This window comes from Shewanella corallii (assembly GCF_023349125.1).
In the GTDB taxonomy this organism is placed as follows: Bacteria; Pseudomonadota; Gammaproteobacteria; order Enterobacterales; family Shewanellaceae; genus Shewanella; species Shewanella corallii.
In genome coordinates this window covers 170,367-191,523 of the sequence record NZ_JAKIKT010000002.1, presented here as the reverse complement: position 1 = coordinate 191,523, position 21,157 = coordinate 170,367, and the positions used below count along the sequence as shown (strand labels likewise).

At 49.0% G+C, this 21,157-nt stretch carries 19 protein-coding genes; 14 read left to right on the top strand and 5 right to left on the bottom strand.

Annotated features, from left to right (window positions below; genetic code table 11):
• Positions 1-69 precede the first annotated feature (69 nt).
• On the bottom strand, positions 70-336 hold the full coding sequence (rpsT, locus tag L2725_RS06125) for a 30S ribosomal protein S20 (RefSeq protein WP_115135739.1): 267 nt from the start codon (positions 334-336) through the stop codon (positions 70-72).
• Positions 337-583: 247 nt separating this feature from the next.
• Here rpsT and murJ point away from each other — a divergent pair, with 247 nt between their 5' ends.
• The 12 genes from murJ (at position 584) to L2725_RS06065 (ending at position 14,469) form a co-directional block, all read left to right on the top strand.
• A complete protein-coding gene (gene murJ, locus L2725_RS06120) occupies positions 584-2,152 on the top strand; it encodes a murein biosynthesis integral membrane protein MurJ (protein WP_249248152.1) in 1,569 nt (522 codons plus the stop codon).
• Between the two features lie 55 nt (positions 2,153-2,207).
• Positions 2,208-3,143: a bifunctional riboflavin kinase/FAD synthetase gene (gene ribF / locus L2725_RS06115; RefSeq protein ID WP_115135737.1), complete on the top strand. Its 936-nt coding sequence runs from the start codon at positions 2,208-2,210 to the stop codon at positions 3,141-3,143.
• 42 nt (positions 3,144-3,185) lie between these two features.
• Positions 3,186-6,005, top strand: a complete 2,820-nt coding sequence (gene ileS / locus L2725_RS06110) for an isoleucine--tRNA ligase (protein WP_249248151.1) — start codon at positions 3,186-3,188, stop codon at positions 6,003-6,005.
• Between the two features lie 28 nt (positions 6,006-6,033).
• Positions 6,034-6,573, top strand: coding sequence for a signal peptidase II (gene lspA, locus L2725_RS06105; protein WP_249248645.1), 540 nt, complete (start codon positions 6,034-6,036; stop codon positions 6,571-6,573).
• Between the two features lie 4 nt (positions 6,574-6,577).
• Positions 6,578-6,997, top strand: a complete 420-nt coding sequence (gene fkpB, locus L2725_RS06100) for an FKBP-type peptidyl-prolyl cis-trans isomerase (RefSeq protein ID WP_249248150.1) — start codon at positions 6,578-6,580, stop codon at positions 6,995-6,997.
• Between the two features lie 39 nt (positions 6,998-7,036).
• The gene (gene ispH / locus L2725_RS06095) at positions 7,037-7,966 is read left to right on the top strand and encodes a 4-hydroxy-3-methylbut-2-enyl diphosphate reductase (RefSeq protein WP_205407294.1); all 930 of its coding nucleotides are present in this window, start codon (positions 7,037-7,039) and stop codon (positions 7,964-7,966) included.
• Positions 7,967-8,227: 261 nt separating this feature from the next.
• Positions 8,228-8,791, top strand: a complete 564-nt coding sequence (gene pilV / locus L2725_RS06090) for a type IV pilus modification protein PilV (RefSeq protein ID WP_115135733.1) — start codon at positions 8,228-8,230, stop codon at positions 8,789-8,791.
• Positions 8,792-8,800: 9 nt separating this feature from the next.
• The gene (locus L2725_RS06085; RefSeq protein WP_249248149.1) at positions 8,801-9,781 is read left to right on the top strand and encodes a PilW family protein; all 981 of its coding nucleotides are present in this window, start codon (positions 8,801-8,803) and stop codon (positions 9,779-9,781) included.
• Between the two features lie 11 nt (positions 9,782-9,792).
• A complete protein-coding gene (locus L2725_RS06080) occupies positions 9,793-10,230 on the top strand; it encodes a pilus assembly PilX family protein (RefSeq protein ID WP_115135731.1) in 438 nt (145 codons plus the stop codon).
• Between the two features lie 4 nt (positions 10,231-10,234).
• Positions 10,235-13,744 carry a pilus assembly protein gene (locus tag L2725_RS06075; protein ID WP_428985274.1) on the top strand — a complete coding sequence of 1,170 codons (3,510 nt, stop codon included), beginning with the start codon at positions 10,235-10,237 and terminating at the stop codon, positions 13,742-13,744.
• Positions 13,745-13,759: 15 nt separating this feature from the next.
• Positions 13,760-14,158 carry a type IV pilin protein gene (locus tag L2725_RS06070; protein ID WP_249248147.1) on the top strand — a complete coding sequence of 133 codons (399 nt, stop codon included), beginning with the start codon at positions 13,760-13,762 and terminating at the stop codon, positions 14,156-14,158.
• Entirely contained in the window at positions 14,158-14,469 is a 312-nt protein-coding gene (locus tag L2725_RS06065; RefSeq protein WP_249248146.1) for a TapY2 family type IVa secretion system protein, read from the top strand. Before L2725_RS06070 ends, L2725_RS06065 begins: the two co-directional genes overlap by 1 nt.
• 10 nt (positions 14,470-14,479) lie before the next feature.
• On the opposite strand, the gene L2725_RS06060 is transcribed toward L2725_RS06065, so the two are convergent.
• Together L2725_RS06060 and L2725_RS06055 are read right to left on the bottom strand one after the other, a co-directional pair.
• A complete protein-coding gene (locus tag L2725_RS06060) occupies positions 14,480-15,010 on the bottom strand; it encodes a GspH/FimT family pseudopilin (protein WP_283164215.1) in 531 nt (176 codons plus the stop codon).
• A gap of 90 nt (positions 15,011-15,100) precedes the next feature.
• The gene (locus L2725_RS06055) at positions 15,101-15,607 is read right to left on the bottom strand and encodes a GspH/FimT family pseudopilin (RefSeq protein ID WP_249248144.1); all 507 of its coding nucleotides are present in this window, start codon (positions 15,605-15,607) and stop codon (positions 15,101-15,103) included.
• A 186-nt stretch (positions 15,608-15,793) separates the two neighbouring features.
• On the opposite strand from L2725_RS06055, the gene glnB reads away from it, so the two are divergent.
• On the top strand, positions 15,794-16,132 hold the full coding sequence (glnB, locus tag L2725_RS06050) for a nitrogen regulatory protein P-II (RefSeq protein ID WP_115135727.1): 339 nt from the start codon (positions 15,794-15,796) through the stop codon (positions 16,130-16,132).
• A gap of 57 nt (positions 16,133-16,189) precedes the next feature.
• On the opposite strand, the gene L2725_RS06045 is transcribed toward glnB, so the two are convergent.
• Positions 16,190-17,026: a phospholipase A gene (locus L2725_RS06045; RefSeq protein WP_249248143.1), complete on the bottom strand. Its 837-nt coding sequence runs from the start codon at positions 17,024-17,026 to the stop codon at positions 16,190-16,192.
• 74 nt (positions 17,027-17,100) lie between these two features.
• Positions 17,101-18,117: a LacI family DNA-binding transcriptional regulator gene (locus L2725_RS06040; protein ID WP_249248142.1), complete on the bottom strand. Its 1,017-nt coding sequence runs from the start codon at positions 18,115-18,117 to the stop codon at positions 17,101-17,103.
• 382 nt (positions 18,118-18,499) lie between these two features.
• Here L2725_RS06040 and L2725_RS06035 point away from each other — a divergent pair, with 382 nt between their 5' ends.
• Complete coding sequence (locus L2725_RS06035) at positions 18,500-21,145, top strand: TonB-dependent receptor (protein WP_249248140.1); 2,646 nt, start codon at positions 18,500-18,502, stop codon at positions 21,143-21,145.
• Positions 21,146-21,157: the final 12 nt, after the last annotated feature.

The window sequence follows — 21,157 nt, the reverse complement described above, 5'->3', positions numbered from 1 at the left end:
TTTTGCTTAGGCAATTCCGGGATATAAAAAAACCGGCCTGAGCCGGTTCTTTTTTATCTGAGCGACAGATTAAGCAGCCAGTGCTTTGATCTTAGCGTTCAGACGAGCCTTAGAGCGAGCAGCCTTGTTCTTGTGGATCAGGCCTTTGGTCGCCATACGGTCAACGATTGGTTGTGCAGCAGCGAAAGCTTCAACAGCAGCAGCGTGATCGCCAGCTTTAACAGCAGCGATTACTTTTTTAACGTAGGTACGCAGCATAGAACGACGGCTGGCGTTGTGCTGACGACGCTTTTCAGATTGAAGCGCGCGCTTCTTTGCAGTCTTGCTATTAGCCAAGGTGCAACTCCTAAAAATGGGATTAAACTTTTAAAGGCCGAGGAATATGCCTGCATTCTGCCACTTTGTCAATGGCAGGGGCGGAATATCCATCATAAAGATAAATTTATCCAACCCAGCTTGGCTATCTTCAGCCCAACTCATGTAAAATGTGGCGCAATTCTACCAGCAATTCAGGCTGTGTGACAGAGTCCAAAAGGAAATTTTGCGGCTCTGAGCTAATCTTTCGATCTTCTCAGGGGGTATTTTGAGTAAGAAGTTGTTGAGGTCGGGCATGATCGTCAGTGCCATGACCCTGGTGTCCCGCGTCCTGGGCTTGGTCAGGGATGTGGTAATCGCTAATTTAATGGGGGCTGGCAGCAGTGCCGATGTATTCTTTTTTGCCAATAAAATCCCCAACTTCCTGCGTAGATTGTTTGCTGAAGGTGCATTTGCTCAGGCCTTTGTTCCGGTATTAACTGAGTATCAGGAAAAAGAGACGCCAGAGGCCACCCGCGAATTGCTTTCCAAGGTCGCGGGTACTCTGGGTTTTCTGGTCACCATAGTGACATTGGTGGGGGTCATTGCCTCACCTGTGATTGCGGCAATATTTGGTACAGGTTGGTTTATGGCCTGGGTCAATGATGAGCCTGCAGGTGCCAAGTTCGAGCTGGCGTCACTGGTGTTGAAGATTACGTTCCCTTACCTGTGGTTTATCACCTTTACAGCTCTGGCTGGTTCAATCCTTAATGCCCGTGGCCGGTTTGCTGTATCTGCCTTTACCCCTGTTTTTTTGAACGTCGCTATTATTGGTGCCGCTATTTATATTGCGCCGGGTATGGAGCAGCCAGAAATAGGCCTGGGTATCGGCGTATTTCTGGGCGGATTGGTGCAGTTCCTGTTTCAAATCCCATTCCTGATGAGGGAAAACGCACTGGTAAAACCCACCTGGGGTTGGAACCATCCTGGAGTGGTCAAAATTCGCACTCTGATGTTGCCCGCTCTGTTTGGGGTCTCTGTATCGCAAATTAACCTGCTGCTGGACACTCTGATTGCCAGTTTCCTGGTAACAGGTTCAATCAGCTGGTTGTATTACTCGGACCGTTTGCTTGAGTTTCCGCTGGGATTATTTGGAATCGCCATCGCGACTGTGATTTTGCCTGCGTTGTCGAGGAAACATGTGAATGAAGAGGGCGCAGGATTTGCTTCCACTATGGACTGGGGAGTCAGGGCAATCCTGCTGTTGGGGATGCCCGCCATGCTGGGCTTGATTGTGCTGGCTCAACCCATGTTGATGGTGTTGTTTATGCGTGGCGCGTTCACCATATCTGATGTAGAGATGTCCTCCTATTCCTTGATGGCATACGGCGCAGGTTTGTTGAGCTTTATGATGGTGAAAGTACTGGCACCAGGCTATTACTCTCGTCAGGACACCAAAACTCCTGTGCGTTACGGTATCATCGCCATGGTCAGCAATATGTTATTCAACCTGATCTTTGCTGTGCCTTTTGGATATGTCGGCTTAGCCATCGCCACGTCCTTGTCGGCGCTGTTGAATGCCAGCTTGCTTTATCATGGTTTAAAACAGAAACAGGTATACCAATTCAGCCGCCGAACCTGGGTGTTCTTCGCAAAAGTTGTGCTGGCGACTGCTGCAATGGTGGTAGTCTTGCTCTATATGTTACCTGGGCAGCAAATCTGGCTGGATTGGCACATAGGTCAACGTGGACTGGAGCTGACCAAACTGATTTTGGGTGGCGCTGCGGTATATGTACTTAGTTTGATATTTATGGGGATTCGTCCCTGGAAATTGAAAGCTGGTGCTGATTCTGAATAACAGCTGAGATATAATCCGCCAATTTACGTTGAGCGGTCGTGGAATAGCAAAAAACATGGAACTTATCCGCGGGATTTACAATATTTTGCCGGCACACCATGGCTGTGTGCTGACGATCGGGAACTTTGACGGTGTACACCGTGGCCATGCCAAGGTTATCGCCAAGTTGCTCGCCAAGGCCGAGCAGTATAAATTGCCTGCGACTGTCATGTTGTTTGAACCCCAACCTCAGGAACTGTTTCGGGGGGCGGAAGCGCCGGCCCGCCTCAGTCTGTTGCGGGATAAACTCTTGCTGCTGGAAGAGTTGGGTGTCGACAGGGTGATTTGTGTCAACTTTAACCATAAGTTCGCCAACATAGATGCCGACGAGTTTGTCGACCAATTATTGGTCAAACAGCTGGGCATTAAGTATCTGGTGATTGGCGATGACTTTTGTTTCGGCAAGAATCGTCGTGGTGATTTTGACATGTTGTGTCGCGCCGGAGAACAGAATGGTTTTGCCGTGGACAGCACTGAGAGCTTTTTAATCGGTGACCACAGGGTCAGTTCAACTGCGGTTCGTAATGAGTTGGCCAAAGGTAATCTCGAGCAGGCGCGGCGATTATTGGGACATCCTTTTGCCATCAGTGGTAAAGTGGCGCACGGTCAGAAGATTGGCCGCACTATTGGATTCCCGACCGCCAACGTGGCACTTAAACGTAAAGTGGTGCCGGTACGTGGCGTATTTGCCATCAAAGCTTGGTGGCAGGACAGCGATATCTATGAAGGGGTGGCCAATATTGGTTTCCGCCCCACAGTGAATGGCCAGAGATGCCAGCTGGAAGTTCATTTGTTTGATTTTGATGGCGACATCTATGGCAAACAAATTGAAGTTGAACTGGTGGCCAAAATCCGGGATGAACAGCCTTTCCTGTCCCTGGATGCACTGAAACAACAAATCTTAAAAGATGTGGATGAAGCCAAGGCTTTATTTAACAACGACGCTAGCTGAATCAGCAGCAATTTTGACTGCTGAATTAATGGTATAGGATCAATGAGCGACTATAAATCTACTTTGAATTTGCCGGAAACCGAGTTTCCGATGCGAGGCAATCTGGCCAACCGTGAGCCGGAAATGTTGAAGCGCTGGACCCAGGACGGCCTGTATCAACAAATCCGTGAAAGCCGCACCGGTGCCAAGCCTTTTATTTTGCATGACGGCCCTCCATACGCCAACGGCAGCATTCATATTGGTCACTCTGTAAACAAGATCCTGAAAGACATTATTATCAAGTCCAAGACCCTGTCTGGATTTGACGCGCCTTATATTCCTGGTTGGGACTGCCACGGTCTGCCAATCGAGCTGAAGGTTGAGCAGAAGGTCGGTAAGCCAGGCCAGAAGATCTCTGCCGGTGAGTTTCGTGAAGAGTGCCGCAAGTATGCCCGTACTCAGGTTGAAGGTCAGAAAGAAGATTTCATCCGTTTGGGTGTGCTGGGCGACTGGAACAAGCCATACCTGACTATGGATTTCGCCACTGAAGCCAACATCATTCGCTCTCTGTCTAAAGTGATTGAAAACGGTCACCTGAACAAAGGTGTTAAGCCGGTTCACTGGTGTACAGACTGTGGCTCGGCCCTGGCTGAAGCGGAAGTTGAATACGAAGACAAGACTTCTCCTGCTATCGATGTAGCATTTGAAGCTGTTGACAGCGCTGCCGTTGCGGCTAAGTTCGGCGTAGAAGGCTTTGCCTTGCCAGTGTCTATGGTGATCTGGACGACCACTCCATGGACTCTGCCTGCCAACCGCGCCCTGTCTATCGCTCCTGAGCTGGACTATGTGCTGGTTCAGTATGAAGTTGAAGGTCAAACCCGTGCACTGATCCTGGCTGATGTTCTGCATGAAGCCTGTCTGAGCCGTTTTGGCGCCGAGTCTTTCGAAGTGCTGGGCCGCGTTCAGGGCAAAGAGTTGGAGCTGGTTCGCTTCAAGCACCCATTCTATGCCTTCGACGTACCTGCCATTCTGGGCGACCATGTAACCACTGATGCGGGTACCGGTATCGTGCACACTGCACCTGGCCATGGCCAGGATGACTTTGTTGTGGGTCAGAAGTACGGCATTGAAGTCGCTAACCCGGTTGGCGACAACGGCGTTTACAAGGCGGACACTGAGTTCTTCGCCGGTATGCACGTGTTTAAAGCTAACGATGCAGTAGTTGAGAAGCTGAAAGAAACCGACGCTCTGCTTCACTATGAAGCTTACCGTCACAGCTATCCACACTGCTGGCGTCACAAGACCCCAATTATCTTCCGTGCCACACCACAGTGGTTTATCTCTATGGATAACAAGGGTCTGCGCAGCCAGGCATTGACTGAGATTAAAGATACCCAGTGGATCCCTGAATGGGGTGAGAGCCGTATCGAGAAGATGGTTGAGAACCGTCCTGACTGGTGTATTTCGCGTCAGCGTACCTGGGGTGTGCCTATCACTCTGTTCGTTAATCGCGACACTGAAGAACTGCACCCCGAGTCAGTATCCCTGATGCAGCGTGTTGCCAACCGCGTAGAGCAGGAAGGTATCCAGGCATGGTGGGATCTCGACGAGAAAGAACTGCTGGGTGATGAAGCGGATCAGTACCGCAAAGTGACCGATACTCTGGACGTATGGTATGACTCTGGTTCTACCTTCGAGACAGTAGTTGCAGCCCGTCCTGAATTCCATGGTGCCGATATTGACCTGTATCTGGAAGGTTCGGACCAGCACCGCGGCTGGTTTATGTCGTCTCTGATGCTGTCTACCGCCATGAACGGCAAGGCGCCATACAAGCAGGTTCTGACCCACGGCTTTACCGTAGATGGTAAGGGCCGCAAGATGTCCAAGTCTATCGGTAACGTGATTGCGCCACAGCAGGTGACCAACAAGCTGGGTGCCGACATTCTGCGTCTGTGGGTTGCTGCCACTGACTACAGCGGCGAGATGACAGTATCTGATGAGATCCTCAATCGCAGCGCCGATGCTTACCGTCGTATCCGTAACACCTGTCGCTTCCTGCTGGCAAACCTGAACGGTTTCAACCCTGAAACTGACATGATTGCGATGGAAGAGATGGTTGCCCTGGATCGCTGGGTGGTTCGTCGCGCGGCTGCACTGCAGGAAGAGCTGCTGGCTGCTTATGATAAGTACCAGTTCCACATTGTGACCCAGAAGCTGATGCAATTCTGCTCTGTTGAGCTGGGCGCTTTCTATCTGGATATCATCAAGGATCGTCAGTACACCGCCAAGCGCGAAGGTCATGCCCGCCGCAGCTGTCAGTCTGCTCTGTACCTGATCTCCGAAGCTATGGTTCGTTGGATTGCCCCAATCCTGAGCTTCACCGCTGATGAAATCTGGCAGTTGCTGCCAGGCCAGCGTGAAAACTATGTGTTCACCCAACACTGGTATGACGGTCTTAAGTCCGTGACTTTGGACTCTGACCTGAGTGACGAGTACTGGCAGCAGCTGCTGACCGTTCGTGGCGAAGTGAACAAGGTGATTGAACAGGCACGCCGTGACAAGCGTATTGGTGGTTCACTGGAAGCTGAAGTCACTCTGTATGCAGATGAAGCTCTGGCTGCTGAACTGGCCAAGATTGGCGATGAGCTGCGCTTTGTGCTGCTGACCTCCAAGGTGACTGTGCTGCCTTTGGCTGATGCGACTGATGCCGTAGAAACTGAGCTGGCTTCTCTTAAGCTGTCTATCACCAAGAGCGAAGGCCAGAAGTGTGAGCGCTGCTGGCACTTCCGTGAAGAAGTGGGCACCATCGCCGGACACGAAACTCTGTGTCAGCGCTGTGTAACCAACATAGAAGGCGAAGGCGAAGATCGCCAGTTCGCCTGATTTGGAGAGCACCACTATGGCCGATAGTATGGACAAGGGCCCCGCAAGCTGGCGTGACAGCGGCTTGCGCTGGTACTGGGTAGTGGTGCTGGTCTTCCTGGCAGACCAGCTTTCCAAACAATGGGTATTGGCGAATTTTGACCTTTATGAGTCAATTGAGATTCTGCCATTCTTCAATTTTACTTATGTACGAAACTATGGCGCGGCGTTCAGCTTTTTGAGCGATGCAGGAGGTTGGCAGCGGTGGCTGTTTACCGTTATCGCCGTAGGTTTCAGCGTGGTATTGACCCTGTGGTTGAGGCGTCAGAGTAAGTCCGAATGGCGTTTGAATCTGGCGTATACCCTGGTGATTGGTGGGGCATTGGGCAATCTGATTGATCGCCTGATGCACGGCTATGTGGTGGATTTTCTGGACTTCTATTACAAGACCAGCCACTACCCGGCCTTCAATATCGCCGACTCGGCCATTTGTGTGGGGGCAGCCTTGATTATCTGGGATGCTTTCCGTGCACCACAAGACAATGCGCCGAAACAAGAAAAAGACACGGATCCCGCAGTTAAGGAGTAACTGGATGTCTGAGCGTGCACTTTTGTGTCATATGAATATTTTGCTGTCTGATGGTTCCACTGCCGACAGTACCAAGGCGTCAGGAAAGCCAGCCAGATTGAATATCGGTGATGGCAGTCTGAGCCCGGCATTTGAAGCCCAGCTTAATGGTTTGGCTGAAGGGGATAAGCACAGCTTTACCCTGGAACCTGCAGATGCTTTTGGTGAGGCCAACCCTGATGCTGTTCATCATCTCGATCGGACACGCTTTGCTGCCGATATGGAACTGGAACCCGGTGTGATAGTCAGCTTTGCCGGTCCCGGAGGCGCTGAAATCCCCGGTATTATCCGTGAAGTCGCTGGAGATTCAGTGACTGTGGACTTGAACCATCCACTGGCAGGACAGAAGGTGACCTTCGAACTTGAAGTGATGCAGGTACTTTAATTTATGCAAGACCCAACTCAAATCCCTGAAAGTGCCAAGCTGAATATTATGCTGGCTAATCCACGTGGTTTCTGTGCCGGTGTGGATCGGGCTATCAGTATCGTTGAGCGCGCACTTGAGCTGTTCTCTCCGCCTATCTATGTTCGTCACGAGGTCGTGCATAACAGATATGTTGTACAAAACCTGAAGGACAGAGGGGCGGTGTTTGTTGAAGAGCTTGATCAGGTACCGGACGACAGCATAGTGATCTTCAGCGCCCATGGTGTTTCTCAGGCGGTTCGTGCCGAGGCCAAACGTCGAGGTCTTAAGGTGTTTGATGCGACCTGCCCGCTGGTAACCAAGGTGCATCTGCAGGTGACCCGTGCAAGTCGTAAGGGCATCGAGTGTATTTTGATTGGCCACGAGGGGCATCCGGAAGTGGAAGGCACCATGGGTCAGTACAGTAACTCTGATGGCGGTGTGTATCTGGTTGAGTCGCCTGAGGATGTTGCAGCGCTGGAAGTGAAAAATCCCGACAACCTGTGCTTTGTTACCCAAACCACTCTGTCTGTCGATGACACTATGGATGTGATTGAGGCGCTGCAGGCCAAGTTCCCATCTATTGAAGGTCCGCGTAAGGATGATATCTGTTATGCCACTCAAAACCGTCAGGATGCGGTGCGCAAGATGGCCTCAGACGTCGACCTTCTGATTGTTGTTGGCTCCAAAAACAGCTCTAATTCCAATCGTTTGCGGGAGCTGGCTCAGAAGGCCGGCACTCAGGCATATCTGGTCGACAACAAAGACGATGTGGATGCGGCTTGGTTTGACGGTGTGGCTAAAGTTGCGGTGACGGCAGGTGCTTCGGCTCCTGAAGTTCTGGTTCAGCAGGTGGTTGAAGCTATTGCGCAGCGGGCTCCAAGCGTTATAACAGAAGTTGAAGGGCGCAAAGAGGACGTCGTATTTGCTGTTCCGGCTGAACTTCGCTGATAAGAAATTTATTTCGTTACAGGTATAAAAAGAGGCTTCGGCCTCTTTTTTATATTTATTACTCAGAAGGGATAATTTAAATCTGATTAGGTAGTGCCAAATGCTGAAAATCGTGGTTATTTTAGATGTCAATGTTGCTGGCGCTTTACATTCTGGTCATATAGCATTAACTCGAGTACTATTGGACTAATTAGCAGAATTATAACGAAAACATTCAAAAGGCACCGTCAGAAAACTGGCGATTTCAGGAGATTTGACACCATGAGTCGCTCTAATTCCGGATTTTCCTTGATTGAGGTGCTGGTCGCCTTGATCATCCTGACCATAGGGTTGATCGGAATATTCAATCTTCATGTGGTTGCTAAGCGTGGCAGCTACGAATCATTTCAGCAAACTCAGGCTGCTTATCTGGCGTCGGATATTATTAATCGTATGAAACTCAACCGAGGGCAGTTGGTCAGCTATGCCGGGACTTATACCGGCGGACTCTCGGTACCTCCTGTTAGTTGTGACGTTGCGGTTGGGGCGAACGTGGTCTGTGACAATGCGCAGACCCAAGCCTGGGACCTCTATCAGTGGGAATCATTGTTTACCGGGAGCACTGAGGTCGTGAACAACACCAGTGTGGGTGGCCTGGACAATGCTCAAGGGTGTGTTTTGGTCGATGGTGCGACAGGTGAGGTGACAGTGATTATCTCCTGGCGGGGGATTCGCGCCGTCAGCGATGGCAGTGCGGCGGTGGCTAAGTTCGGTCAGTGTGCGTTCACCAATGGTAGTGATGCGGCCAAGCGACGGGCCTATGAAGTGACGACCGTGATTATTTAGATGAAGGGAATGCAAGTGAGCAAGTATCAACAGGGATTGTCATTGGTTGAATTGATGGTAGCCATGGTCATAGGCCTGTTCCTGACCCTGGGTGTATTTACCATGTTCAGCATGTCTTCGGGCAATGTTACCACCACCAGTCAGTTTAACCAGTTACAGGAAAATGGTCGGATAGCACTTGCGTTGATGGAACCTGATCTTAGCCAGTTAGGTTTTTTCGGGGATATCACTGGGACAGAGCTTATTCCCGGTGGCAATACTCAGTTAGATGCTGCGGCTCCTGCCAACGATTGTGTTGGTGCTGGGGTCAATAATGCAACTTTGCCGAACACCACTGCAGCGCACTTTAGACGCCTTTGGGGATATCAGCAGGGTGATGGCAACTCGCTGGCTTGTTTGACCGGTGTGCTCGCTGGTACAGATGTTATTCAGATTAAACGTTTGCTGGGTCCTGATGCCGGTGACCCACCTGCGCTGAATACCAATCGGTATTACATAGGCACCACTGCTAATCAGGCAGTTATCTTCACCGGTGATCAAGGTGCTCCGGCGCTGGAGAATGGCAGGTTCTGGGAGTATCAGCACCATGTCTACTACCTCAGGAACGATGATAATGGTGTTCCCTCACTACGCCGCCGTGTATTGACTGTGAATGCCGGAATGGGGTCATCGAATGATGAGCAGTTGGTTGAAGGGGTTGAGAACATGCAGATCCTTTATGGCTTTGACAATGATGGCGATGATACTGCAGACACATATATGCCTTCGCAGAATGTCACGACATTGATGTGGGACAACGAACTTTTCCAGCGTCTGGTTGCCCTGAGAGTGTTTTTGCTTATCCGCTCTATTGAGCCGGATCCCGGTTATACCAATGAGTCTGTATATCAATTGGGTGACCAAACGCTTGACCCTTTTAATGACAACTTCCGCCGTAAAGTGGTTGCATCAACCATAGTGCTGGAAAACCCTGTGTTGATACGAAATTAGGTCTGGATATCATGAAAAAACAACAAGGTGTAGTGCTGTTTTTCTCTTTGATTGTATTGCTGATGATGACAGTTATTGGCGTTGCATTGGCGGTGAATTCAAGCCAGAGCCTGAGAATGGCGGGGGCGGGTTCAGAGCGGGTTGAGGCGCTGGCCGCAGCGCAGGGCGCACAGGCTAGGGCGATAAATAATAACCAGGGGAGCAATATGGCAAATATTGATAACAATATTCCCGTGCCAGCAGATGCCACCTTCCCCAATGCCAGCAGCGTGATTGCGCCGAGCGAATTTGGCGATGTTAACTGCCAGCGAAGTGCAGATGCCAGTAGTACCAATTTGATTAGTTGCCGTCGGATGGAAATTACCACCGAGGCGAAATTTGGCCGCGACAATTTGGGACGTTTGAGCGTGGTTACCGGAGTAGAACAAGAGGTTTTAACAGGAAGCTAAAGTTATGTTTTTCAGACGATATCTAGCAGGGGGTATGATTGCCTCTGCGTGTTTCGTCGGTGGCAGTTTTGCCGATGATACTGAGCTTTATGTGTTGGAGTCGAGTTCCCGAACAGGAGCCAGACCACAGGTTCTTATAATCTTCGACAACTCGGGAAGTATGAGGACAAACGAGTATGTTGAAGATTTTTATCCAAGAAACGACAACGTCACAGATACAACAACGTTGTACTACACCCACTCCAGCGAGAATATGCCCGTCATAGGCGATGGCCGGAGTTTTAGTCAGGCTGTGAATGCCTGTGCCACATCTAAAAAGTATTTGGATGACTATGGCATGTATACGGGGTTTATCAGGGAGTATGGCTTTACCGGTCAGTCCGGTGCTTGGAAAGAGCTCCCTGCGGATGGTTCTCCGTCGGTTTCCGTAATTGATTGCTTCGAAGATATCAACAGCCTTAATTTCGATAACGGCTCAAGCTTTTCCGATGGGCTTCCTGTTGACGGGTTGGGGACGGCCGCCACACCTATCAGATACACTGAGGTTAATTCCAGCTCTCCTCAGTCAGACATTAATGTCGCTGAAGACAGGGCGTATTTGACAGGTTTCGGTACCGGTCGTCCGGTGACCCTCTACACAGATAACTACATACAGTGGTATCACAACAGTAAAAACTCCAGTTATAAAACCCGTCTCTCAATCGCTAAGCGCGTGATGGAAGACACCATAGTCACGACCCCTGGGGTTGATTTTGGCTTGGCTATTTTCAATTTGAATTACCCCCGGGAAGGTTACCGGGACGGGGGCAGAATTATCGCTGGTATTAAAGAGCAGACCGACGTAAACCGGGTGAGCCTCCTGAATACCATCGACTCATTGCCTGCTGAAACCAACACTCCGCTTTGTGAAACCCTATATGAAGCCTATCGTTATTATGCTGGCAAGAGCGTGTTCTATGGCGATGGGGACAGTAGCTACGGGTCTTGGTATAAGGGAAACACCCCGCCCAAAGATGAAAGTGTGATTAATAGTGGTGTTTATAAATCTCCGTTTAAGCCCTGTCAAAACCGAGCTTATGTTGTACTGATTACCGATGGAGCACCGACTCAGGATCGTCATGTTGATCAGTATGTAAGAGATTTACCAGGAGCTGATCAGACTGCGTATAAATCCAATTACCTTGCTAGTCTGGCTGAGTGGATGAATACCCATGATGTCAACGACAGTATGAGTGAAGAGCAGAACGTCAGTACCTTCACTATTGGCTTCAGTGATGGTGCTGACAGTGCGGCCCCTTTGTTAACCAAGGCGGCGGAAAAAGGCGGCGGTAAATACTTCCCCGCAAAAAATGCCAGCGACTTACAGTCAGCCCTTCAGCAAGTATTTACCGAGATTCTGGAGGTTAACGCCAGCTTTACGTCCCCTTCAATTGCCAGTAATAACTTCGACCGTACTTTGACTTTTGATGCAGTTTATTACGCTATGTTCTTGCCGAATAAAGGGCCGAGGTGGCGTGGCAATCTTAAAAAATTCAAAGTGACTGGCAGCGGCAACATTGTCGACGCTAACGGTAATCCCGCAATCGGTGATGATGGTAACCTCAAGTCGTCAGCCTGTTCCTACTGGACCAAATCTTCAACCTGTAGTAGCGCCCCTGATGGTGGTGATGGCAATGATGTGAAAATTGGCGGGGCGTCTGAAGCCCTGATGTCGCAACAAAACCGGAAAATATACTCTAACCTGGGCTCCGGCGGTAGTTTGTCCAATTTGACTCTGAGTAATGCCTCTGCTGCTGCGGGCTCCAATGCGGATCTGGCGACTTATATGGGCGTCGCAGAAAGTCAGTTATCCAGTCATTTCTCCTGGTTAACTGGAATAGATGTTGACGACGATAATCAAAACTCAAATACGACGGAGAAACGAGGCGATATTATAGGTGACCCTCTGCACTCAAAACCTCTGGCCATCAACTTTGGTACATCCAGCTCTCCAGATATCAGGGTTGTAGTGGGAACGAATCATGGCTTCCTTCATATGTTTAGAGATGAAGACGATTCGGTTAGTGAGTCCTGGGCATTTTTACCCTATGAGCTGTTACCAAACATCGCTGAGTTAAAGGCCAATGTCCCCACCGGGGTTCACTCTGTCTATGGGATGGACAGTTCGCCGGTGGCTTACGTGAAAACCGGAGCAAGCGGAGTTGAGAAAGCCTGGTTGTTCGTAGGAATGAGGCGGGGAGGCAAGTCTTACTATGCTTTCGACATTACTAATCCCGATGCGCCAACATTAATGTGGAAAGTCGATCCAGACAGTACAGGTATGGCTGAGTTGGGACAAACCTGGGCAGAACCGGTTGTCACCTTGATTCCCGGCTGGCCCGCAGGGAATACGGATGCGAAAACTGCAAAACCCGTTTTGATATTTGGTGGCGGCTACTCCCCATCGACGAAAGACACTGCAAACTTAGGCGGCGCAGATACCATGGGGCGCGGAGTTTTTGTTTTGGATGCTGAAACCGGCTCATTGGTCCACTCGTTTGGCACTTCAGCAGCCAATACTTATATGAATGGATTGACTGACAGTATTCCTAACTCCGTTGCGGTATTGGATAGTAATAGTGATCACCTGACTGACAGGCTTTATGCGACAGATACAGGTGGTAACGTGTGGCGTATTGATATGCCTGGCGCATATCCGTCGAGTAGTGAAAAACCCTGGACTGCTTTTAAATTCGCAGCCCTGGGCAGCAATACTAATGAAGCATCTGACAGGCGATTCTTCTCTGAACCTGCTGTCGCTCAAACCGTCTTTACCAATATCAGTCAGGTCAAAGTCACGCAAGGGGGAAACACGACCACGACCAAGAGCTATCAAAATGTGCCTTATGATGCAGTGGTTGTAGGAACTGGCTTACGTCCAAATCCCTCAAACAAAAGCCGCAATGATATGTTCTTTGCGCTTCAGGACCGGAACGTCGTTACCCGCTCTTTTACAGGGACTCCGGATAACCCGATACCTGCGCCCTTGTTTGTATCCAATCTTTATGATGTCACTCAGAATGCCCCGGCAGCCAATGATCAGGCAGCCAATATCCTGTTTGGGCAAAAACGGGGTTGGTACTATGGATTTAAAGGAACAGGCGAAAAGTCGCTTGCCGGCGCGACAATTGTTCAGGGCAAAGTCTACTTTACCTCTTATGTTCCCGGTGATTCATCAGACGTTAATGCATGTCTGGTCGAGGGGCAGGGAAGGTTGTATGCTTTTGATTTACATAAGGGGACACGCACCTATAGCCATGAATATTTGGAAGTAGGTGAGCGGGTGCCGGATACGCCACAACTTGTTGTACCTCCCAATGGTGACAACCCCAGCTATATGTATCTTATCGGTATAGGTAAGGCTGCTGCACAGATGGAACCTCTGGAGTCCGTTAAAGGATGCGCAGATGGCGATAACAAGTGTGTGGGTGGCGGTCTCGGCGCTAATCGGATTTACTATCACATTGAGGAGTAGTGAAAGGTGCATTGGATGCGTGAATTAAGGAAGAGTAAAGGATTTACCCTGATTGAGCTGATGATAGTGGTAGTGATAGTTGGGATACTGGCGTCAATTGCCTATCCCTCTTACACCCGCTACGTGGCTGAAGGAGCGAGGTCAGAAGCGTTATCTGAGCTGATGCGTATCGCTAACCTGCAAGAGCAGTATTATCTCGATTTTCGCGCTTATACCGCTGATATGACAAAGCTTGGATTGGCAGCGGATCCCTTTAAAACCGAAAGGGAGCATTACAGCATTGATGCAACTGTAAGTGGCGATAGTTTTACGTTGACTGCGACAGCATTGGGGGCTCAGGCGTCACGTGACGCGGATTGTACGCCGCTGACGTTGATGTCAACAGGCGCCAAGAACAAACCGGAGTGTTGGTAATGAAGACTAAAATAGTAGGGATATGTTTGGCTGCTCTGTTCTCCAGCGGTACCTTTGGTGTGCAGGCTGCTGCAGATAATAAAGCCAGCGACTATAAATGTTATTTGGAAACAACCCGAGGTTATCAAATTGGTTTTTATCGCTGGAAGGACAATCAGAAGGCTATTTTGATGGCAAAACTTGTGGGTACTCAAACTTATAGTAAGGACAAGCCGACACCTTACATTAAAGAGGTGGGCGAGTGTGTAAGGCTGGACGAAGATTTCACCTCAGCTGAAGCTCAGGCGTTGGATAAAGTGACCGCCAGGTAAGTGGCGGAACTCAGTTGCAATTGCCGAGTGTGGATTCGTCCAACCGGCTTTTGCCACTAAGTAACAACTCACTTGTAAGCGACATGGAGGAGCTTTTACTACCCGGGCAATAAACAAAATTTGTTTGTGTATTTGGTGAAGACACTAAGCCTGAAGAGTTGAAAATGACCCTGTTCCCACCCGAGTATTTCACAAAGTCACCATCATCAAAACCTTCATGAACTTTCAAGATACCGTCATTACCGCTTTCTCCCTGAAGCATGGTACCTGCGGTATCTGACACATAGATTAGATAGCCATTTTTCCAATCAGAGCCACATGTACCATTGTTATTGGCACAAATGGACACAGATGCGCCGTAGCTGATTGCGTAGCTGCGGGCAAAGGTCAATCCCTGCTGAATGTCCCTGATTCCATTGTCAGCGCGGATATGTTCGTAGCTGCTTTTCATGGATGGAATGCCTACAGAGACCAGTATGACCAAAATAGTCAATGCAATAAGCAGTTCCACGAGGGTGAATCCCTGAGCCTTCCTGTCCATTCTTCACTGTCCCGGTGTGTGAGTCCAATCGGGCCAGTATATCGACTATTGCCACGGATTTCAGCTGCCAATTCCCTGACTAATCAAGGTCTACTGACAAGTGATTGACGATGTGCTGTCGCGGACTCGACCATCATTATTGACGACCAGTCCGACAGACTCTTGACTGTCGGTTGAAGAGGGGCAGTACTTGAATGTGCCGTTGGTACCGGAGGCTAATCCTGTGGGGAGGAATCTAACGGCATTGCGACTGTACACTAGAGTGTCAGAGGCATCAAAGGCGTGTATGACTTGCAGAACCTGATCATCGCCATCAAGGACATTGCTGGAACCGGAGTCGACAAACATACTCATTCCTTTGGACCAGTCACTACTGCAACTGCTGCCTTCAAGCGGGCAGACCGTTATGCGGACCCCATAGCTGATCGCCTGGGTCCTGGCTGTCATCAAAAAAGATTTAATTTTGCTGATGTTGCTATCTGCACGATAGAAGTCATAGGTTTTGGTTAGATTTGGCATGGCTACTGTCACCAGGATGGAGGCAACCAGCAATGTGACAATCAGCTCAATCAGCGAGAACCCTTTACGGTTTGACATGCTCAGTCCTTTGCAAACCAGGCCATACATATCCTTTGATGACCAGATGGAAATTACCAGTATTTATTTAAGTCTAGCAGTGTGCTCAGAGAGTGGATAAATGCAGCTGGAGATTTATCAAATAACTCAGCCCGTGCTAAGCTAAGACGTTGTTCCCCAAAGATACGATTATTCCAGGAGTGGTTAATGAAGAAGGTTGAGGCCATTATCAAGCCGTTTAAATTGGATGATGTGCGTGAAGCATTGGCTGACATTGGTATCACCGGCATGACAGTGTCCGAGGTTAAGGGGTTTGGCCGCCAAAAAGGACATACTGAGCTGTATCGTGGTGCCGAATATATGGTCGACTTTCTGCCAAAGGTGAAGATTGAACTGGTGATTCAGGATGAGTTGCTGGATCAGGCGCTGGAAGTGATAGTGGAAACTGCCCGTACCGGTAAGATTGGTGATGGCAAAATCTTTGTCACCGACATTGAAAGAGTGATCAGAATCCGTACCGGAGAGGAAAACGAAGAGGCGGTGTAATCACTTTTACCCACTCAACAAGGCATCCATAAGGATGCCTTTTCTGTTTCTTGCTGACTAAAGCGCAATGCCTATTCCTATGGCGTTGTCATAAGAGTCATAGTCTGAAATAGTCAGGCCGTAACCGGACTGCAGCTTTACATATCCATGAAGCTTTTTATAGATGGGAAACTGCCAACTGAGCTCCTCGTAACCTTTGGAGAAACTGCTCTCCATCTGGTTTCTTAAGGTTAATTTGATAGTGTGCCTTCCCGGCTTCCATTGAAGTTGAATATCGCCGTAGCCCAGGTAGTCTTCAATGTCTGGGTTGTAATCCCTGCTGCCATGGACGTCAGTTCGTATCCAGGGGCGTAGATTGACAGTCAGTTGATCCTTACCAAACTGAAAATCCAAGTAAAAACGGTTCCAGCTGCGTTCATCATCGCCACCTTTACCATTGGACTGATGCATAAACCCGACCCGGCTATGTCGCCAATGCCAATTGTTTTGGTCAACCTCATTTAAAAATACCCAGAAGAGTTCAGGCTGATACTGAGTGTCCCGGAAATAGGCTGAACTATCGTAAGCCTGCCAGTTGGCTACCTGGGTGTAGCTGAAGTAAATACCATCGTTATCTGACAGCAGGTTGGATGCCAATCCATATTTCAGGCTTACCTGAAACTGAAAATTGGTTTTGCTGATATCACCGCCATTGGGATTTTGTGGTGCGTAGTAAGCTTGATTGGGATCTGAAGTGTAGTACCAGGGAAGAAAGTAATTGCCTTGGTAAGCGCTGAGCTCAAACTGATCCCTGGAGGGCATAAAGTCGCGTTCAAATTCGTCAGCGTAACTATAGTCACTGCACATCAGGTTTAATGTGCAGCAGGCAAGAAGCAGAATACTCTTTTGGGGCATGGTGGTGACCGATGGGTTCGGAAACGTAAACCTCAGTTTAACCCCGGTGGAAGGATAAGCTCATTAAACCTTGTTTAACCGCCATAACCTGAGCTTGAGTCTCTGACGACGGCTTCTGGCACAAACACCGTGGCACGGGGAGCTTTCTGTTGTTGTCTGGTTGCTATCAACACTCGGGTCGCGACTTTGGCAATCTCTTCATTGGGTTGGTGCACAGTGGTTAATTTAGGCCAGGTTTGGCGTGAAAATGGACTGTCCTCAAATCCCACTATCGATAACTCTCCCGGAACATCAACACCTACGAGTCGGGCTGCCACCAAGACTCCCGCCGCTATTTCATCGTTACAGGCGACAATAGCAGATGGTCTGTTTTCCAGTTCGAGCAAACGCTTGGCTCCTGTTACACCGGATTCAAAAGAGTACTTGCCTTCGAGGATATAATCCTGCGGTATAGAGACACCTTTGGCTGACATTGCTTGTTGATAGCCTGCCAGGCGTTCAAGCGTGGATTGGTGGCTCATCTCTCCGGTTAAAAAGGCGATGTCCCTGTGTCCCAGTGACAATAGGTGATCAGTAATCTGAACTGCACCACTGCGGTCGTCCACAAGAACACTCAGTCCAGAAGTGTTGGAGCCCTCGGCGCCCGCAATAATGCGGACATAATTTGCGTCTATGGAGTCCAGCGCCTCGAGCACTTTAGGGTCTTCAGAAAGGGGCGGGGTGAGGACCAAGCCTGCCAGTCTTGCTTGCCTTACCAACTCAATCAACTTATCGCTGATCGCCCCATCTGTTGCATCGCAGGGGTGGATTAGCAGCTCATAGCCTTGTTCCCGGCAAGCTGACAGAATGCCGTTTTGCATATCAATGACATAGTAGGCATTGGGGTTATCGTAAACAAAACCAATTACATAGGACTTGGTTGCTGCAAGGCTGCGGGCGGATTGATTGGGTTGGTAGTTAAGGGCTTTGATAGCTGCATTAACCTTATCTACCGTCGCTTGCTTAACCGAAGGCTCTTTGTTGGTAACACGGGAAACTGTCTTGATGGAGACGCCTGCATACTTGGCGACATCATGTATGGTGACTTTCATTTGTTAAATCCATTTCCCCATAGTGTTAACACAAATATTCAGCTTGCTGATGACAACAGCCCGCTAAATAGTGTGCTTATTTTGGCTTAAAAACAAATCCTTGTGACAGAAAAAATGTGTGATGTCAGTCAATTCGGGGGGATCTCGGGAGTAATGGCATTTAGCAATTCTGCTTGCAACATATTGTTTACAAAGATTAAGTTTGCCTCCTGGTTGTTTAAATGTGAATGGGTTTGCCGTTAAAATTCGCGCGCTGGTTATTTTGTTGTGGTCTTGGCGTTAATTTTTGTGTAATGTTTATCGACAGACATGACAGCGTTGTCATTCCCAAGGGAATGGTTATGGATAAAAAAAGATAATAAAGCTGAAGAAGGGAAACGAGATGCGACCATCAACCTTTAGAAAATCTGTACTGGCGACGAACATTGCAGTGCTGCTTGGCGGCGCTGTATCTTTGCATTCTGTAGCCGCAGAGACTTCTACCCAAAAAGCCGACGATATTGAGAAAATTGAAGTACGCGGGATCCGCGCTTCCAACAAAGCCAATATCAATGACAAACGTTTTTCAGATGCAGTAGTTGATGCTGTAACTGCGGAAGATATTGGTAAGTTCCCTGACTCAGATATCGGTCAGGCCTTGGCACGAATTCCTGGTGTAACCGTTGGCCGTGCATTTGGTCAGGGTAGCTCAGTGTCTATTCGTGGTACTGACCCACTGATGACGTTGACAACGCTGAATGGCCAGAATGTGGCATCAACTGGTTGGTATGACCAGATGAACATTGACCGTTCGTTCAACTACTCCATGCTTCCTTCCGAGCTGGTAGGTGATATCAAGGTATACAAGTCTACTCAGGCCAATCTGGTAGAGGGCGGTATCGGTGGTACTGTAATAGTTGAAACCCGTAAACCTCTTGATATGGATGCCAATTCACTGTTTATGTCAGTAAATGGCGAATACGGCTCAATCAGTGAAGAAGTTTCTCCTGAGTTGTCCGGCTTGTACAGCTGGAAGAATGAGGATGAAACATTTGGTGTTCTTGTTTCTGCCGCTCATCTGGATCGTGAGTATCTGCGTGTAGGTACTGAAGCAGATTTGGATTGGGGTGGTCGTTCTTCTATTCAGCCATCAAGCTTTTTACAGGATCAGCAACGCACTGCATACAATGCTACGGTTCAGTTCCGCCCTAATGACAACTGGGAATTTGACGCTCAGTACCTGTCATTGAAATTGGGTGCAGATAGCATTGGTGCCAACATGTACATCAATACCGATACCGATTGGGGTGAGGGTGAGTCCAACTGCCAGCAGTTCAATGACGCGGGTGTTTGTACTGTGAGCGTAACGCCAGAAAGTGACCCATCACGTGTTTTCTTCCAGAATTGGGCGCGTACAGGTGAGATGACTTCTGACACCTTTGAGTTCAACGCTGCTTATCAAGCTGACACTTGGAATGCCAAATTCACTGCTGGCCACACTCAGGCAGAGGGCGGTACCCAAATGACAGCCAACTTCGGTTACGGCTGGTGGGGTGACCGTTTCCACAATATCCAGTGGGCCGGTACTGTAGATGCAACCGGAAAGCAGATCGATATCAACGGCCGCGATATGAGCTTTGGCGTTGAAGATCTGGATACCACAGTAGGTACCTCTACCTGGACCGGTATTCAGGGACCAAACTCAGATGAAGAAACCTATGGGCAGATTGATCTGGACTTCGATCTGGACATGGGCGTTATCAACCAGTTTGAAACCGGTCTTCGTTACACCGAGCATACTTTTGAAAAAGCTGAGTATCGTGCGGTATATGATCCTACGCTGACCAACTCTTTCAATACTGCAGATCTGTACAGCGGTACTATGAAGCTGGGTTATGATGAGTGGACTATTCCAAAAGCAAACCTGGACGCGATGATCAATGCTACCAATTCTCTGGTTGATGAGTTTGTTTATAGCCGTCCTGCCTATGGCATGATTGAAGAAGATAACTTCAGCGCATACGGTATGTTTACCTTTGCTGGCGAAGGCTTCCGCGGTAACTTCGGTGTACGCTATATCCACACTTCTGTTACCTCTACCGGTCACGTAATTGATAACTCACCTGCTGACAACCTGGGCCTGAATGCCGGTTGGAGCACAGCTACTCAGAGTATTAAAGACAGCTATGATGACGTGCTGCCAAGCATCAACATTGCATTTGACCTGGACACAGATCTGATCCTGAGAATGTCTGCTGGACAGGCTATTACCCGTCCAAATTACGACAACCTGTTCCTGTCTACTTCTTCCGGTTATCCAGATGACCGCGTAGGCAACGAAGAGATTACTTATGGTAACCCAGCACTGCTGCCAATGAAGTCTTCTCAGGCTGACGTGAGCCTTGAGTACTACTATGGCGACGGTAACCTGCTGTCTGCGACCTACTTTATCAAAGACATCAGTAACTTCATTGTGGCGACCACTGAGTTTAACCAACAGATTGGTGTAATCAACGAAGATATTGGTGCCGACGACTGGACTGTAAACCGTTACCAGAATGCCGGTGGTGGTTCTATCGATGGTATCGAATTGCAGTTGAACCATGCCTGGGACAATGGCTTCGGTGTTAACGCAAACTACACCTATACAGATGGCACTGCTCCTGCGGAAGTTTATACCGATAACATTGGCCTGTTCACTGAGGCATCACGTCACACCACTAACCTGGTCGGTTACTGGGAGAACGACGATTTCTCTGCCCGTGCGGCATATAACTGGCGTAGTGAGTACATGATCCGTGAATACGGTAAGTACTATGGTAACCGCATGCACGATGACTTCGGTACTTTGGATGTTACTCTGGGTTGGAACGTCACTGAAAACATCGCTCTGAGCCTGGAAATGGTTAACCTGACCGGCGAAGATGATGTTCAGTATGGTGCGGCCGGTGTCGGTACTGATGTTAAGCCAGCACTGCAGGATGACTTCCCAACTTGGTCATTTAAAGGTGAGACCACCTATAAACTGGGTGCTAGCCTGATTTTCTAAGTGATAGAACTT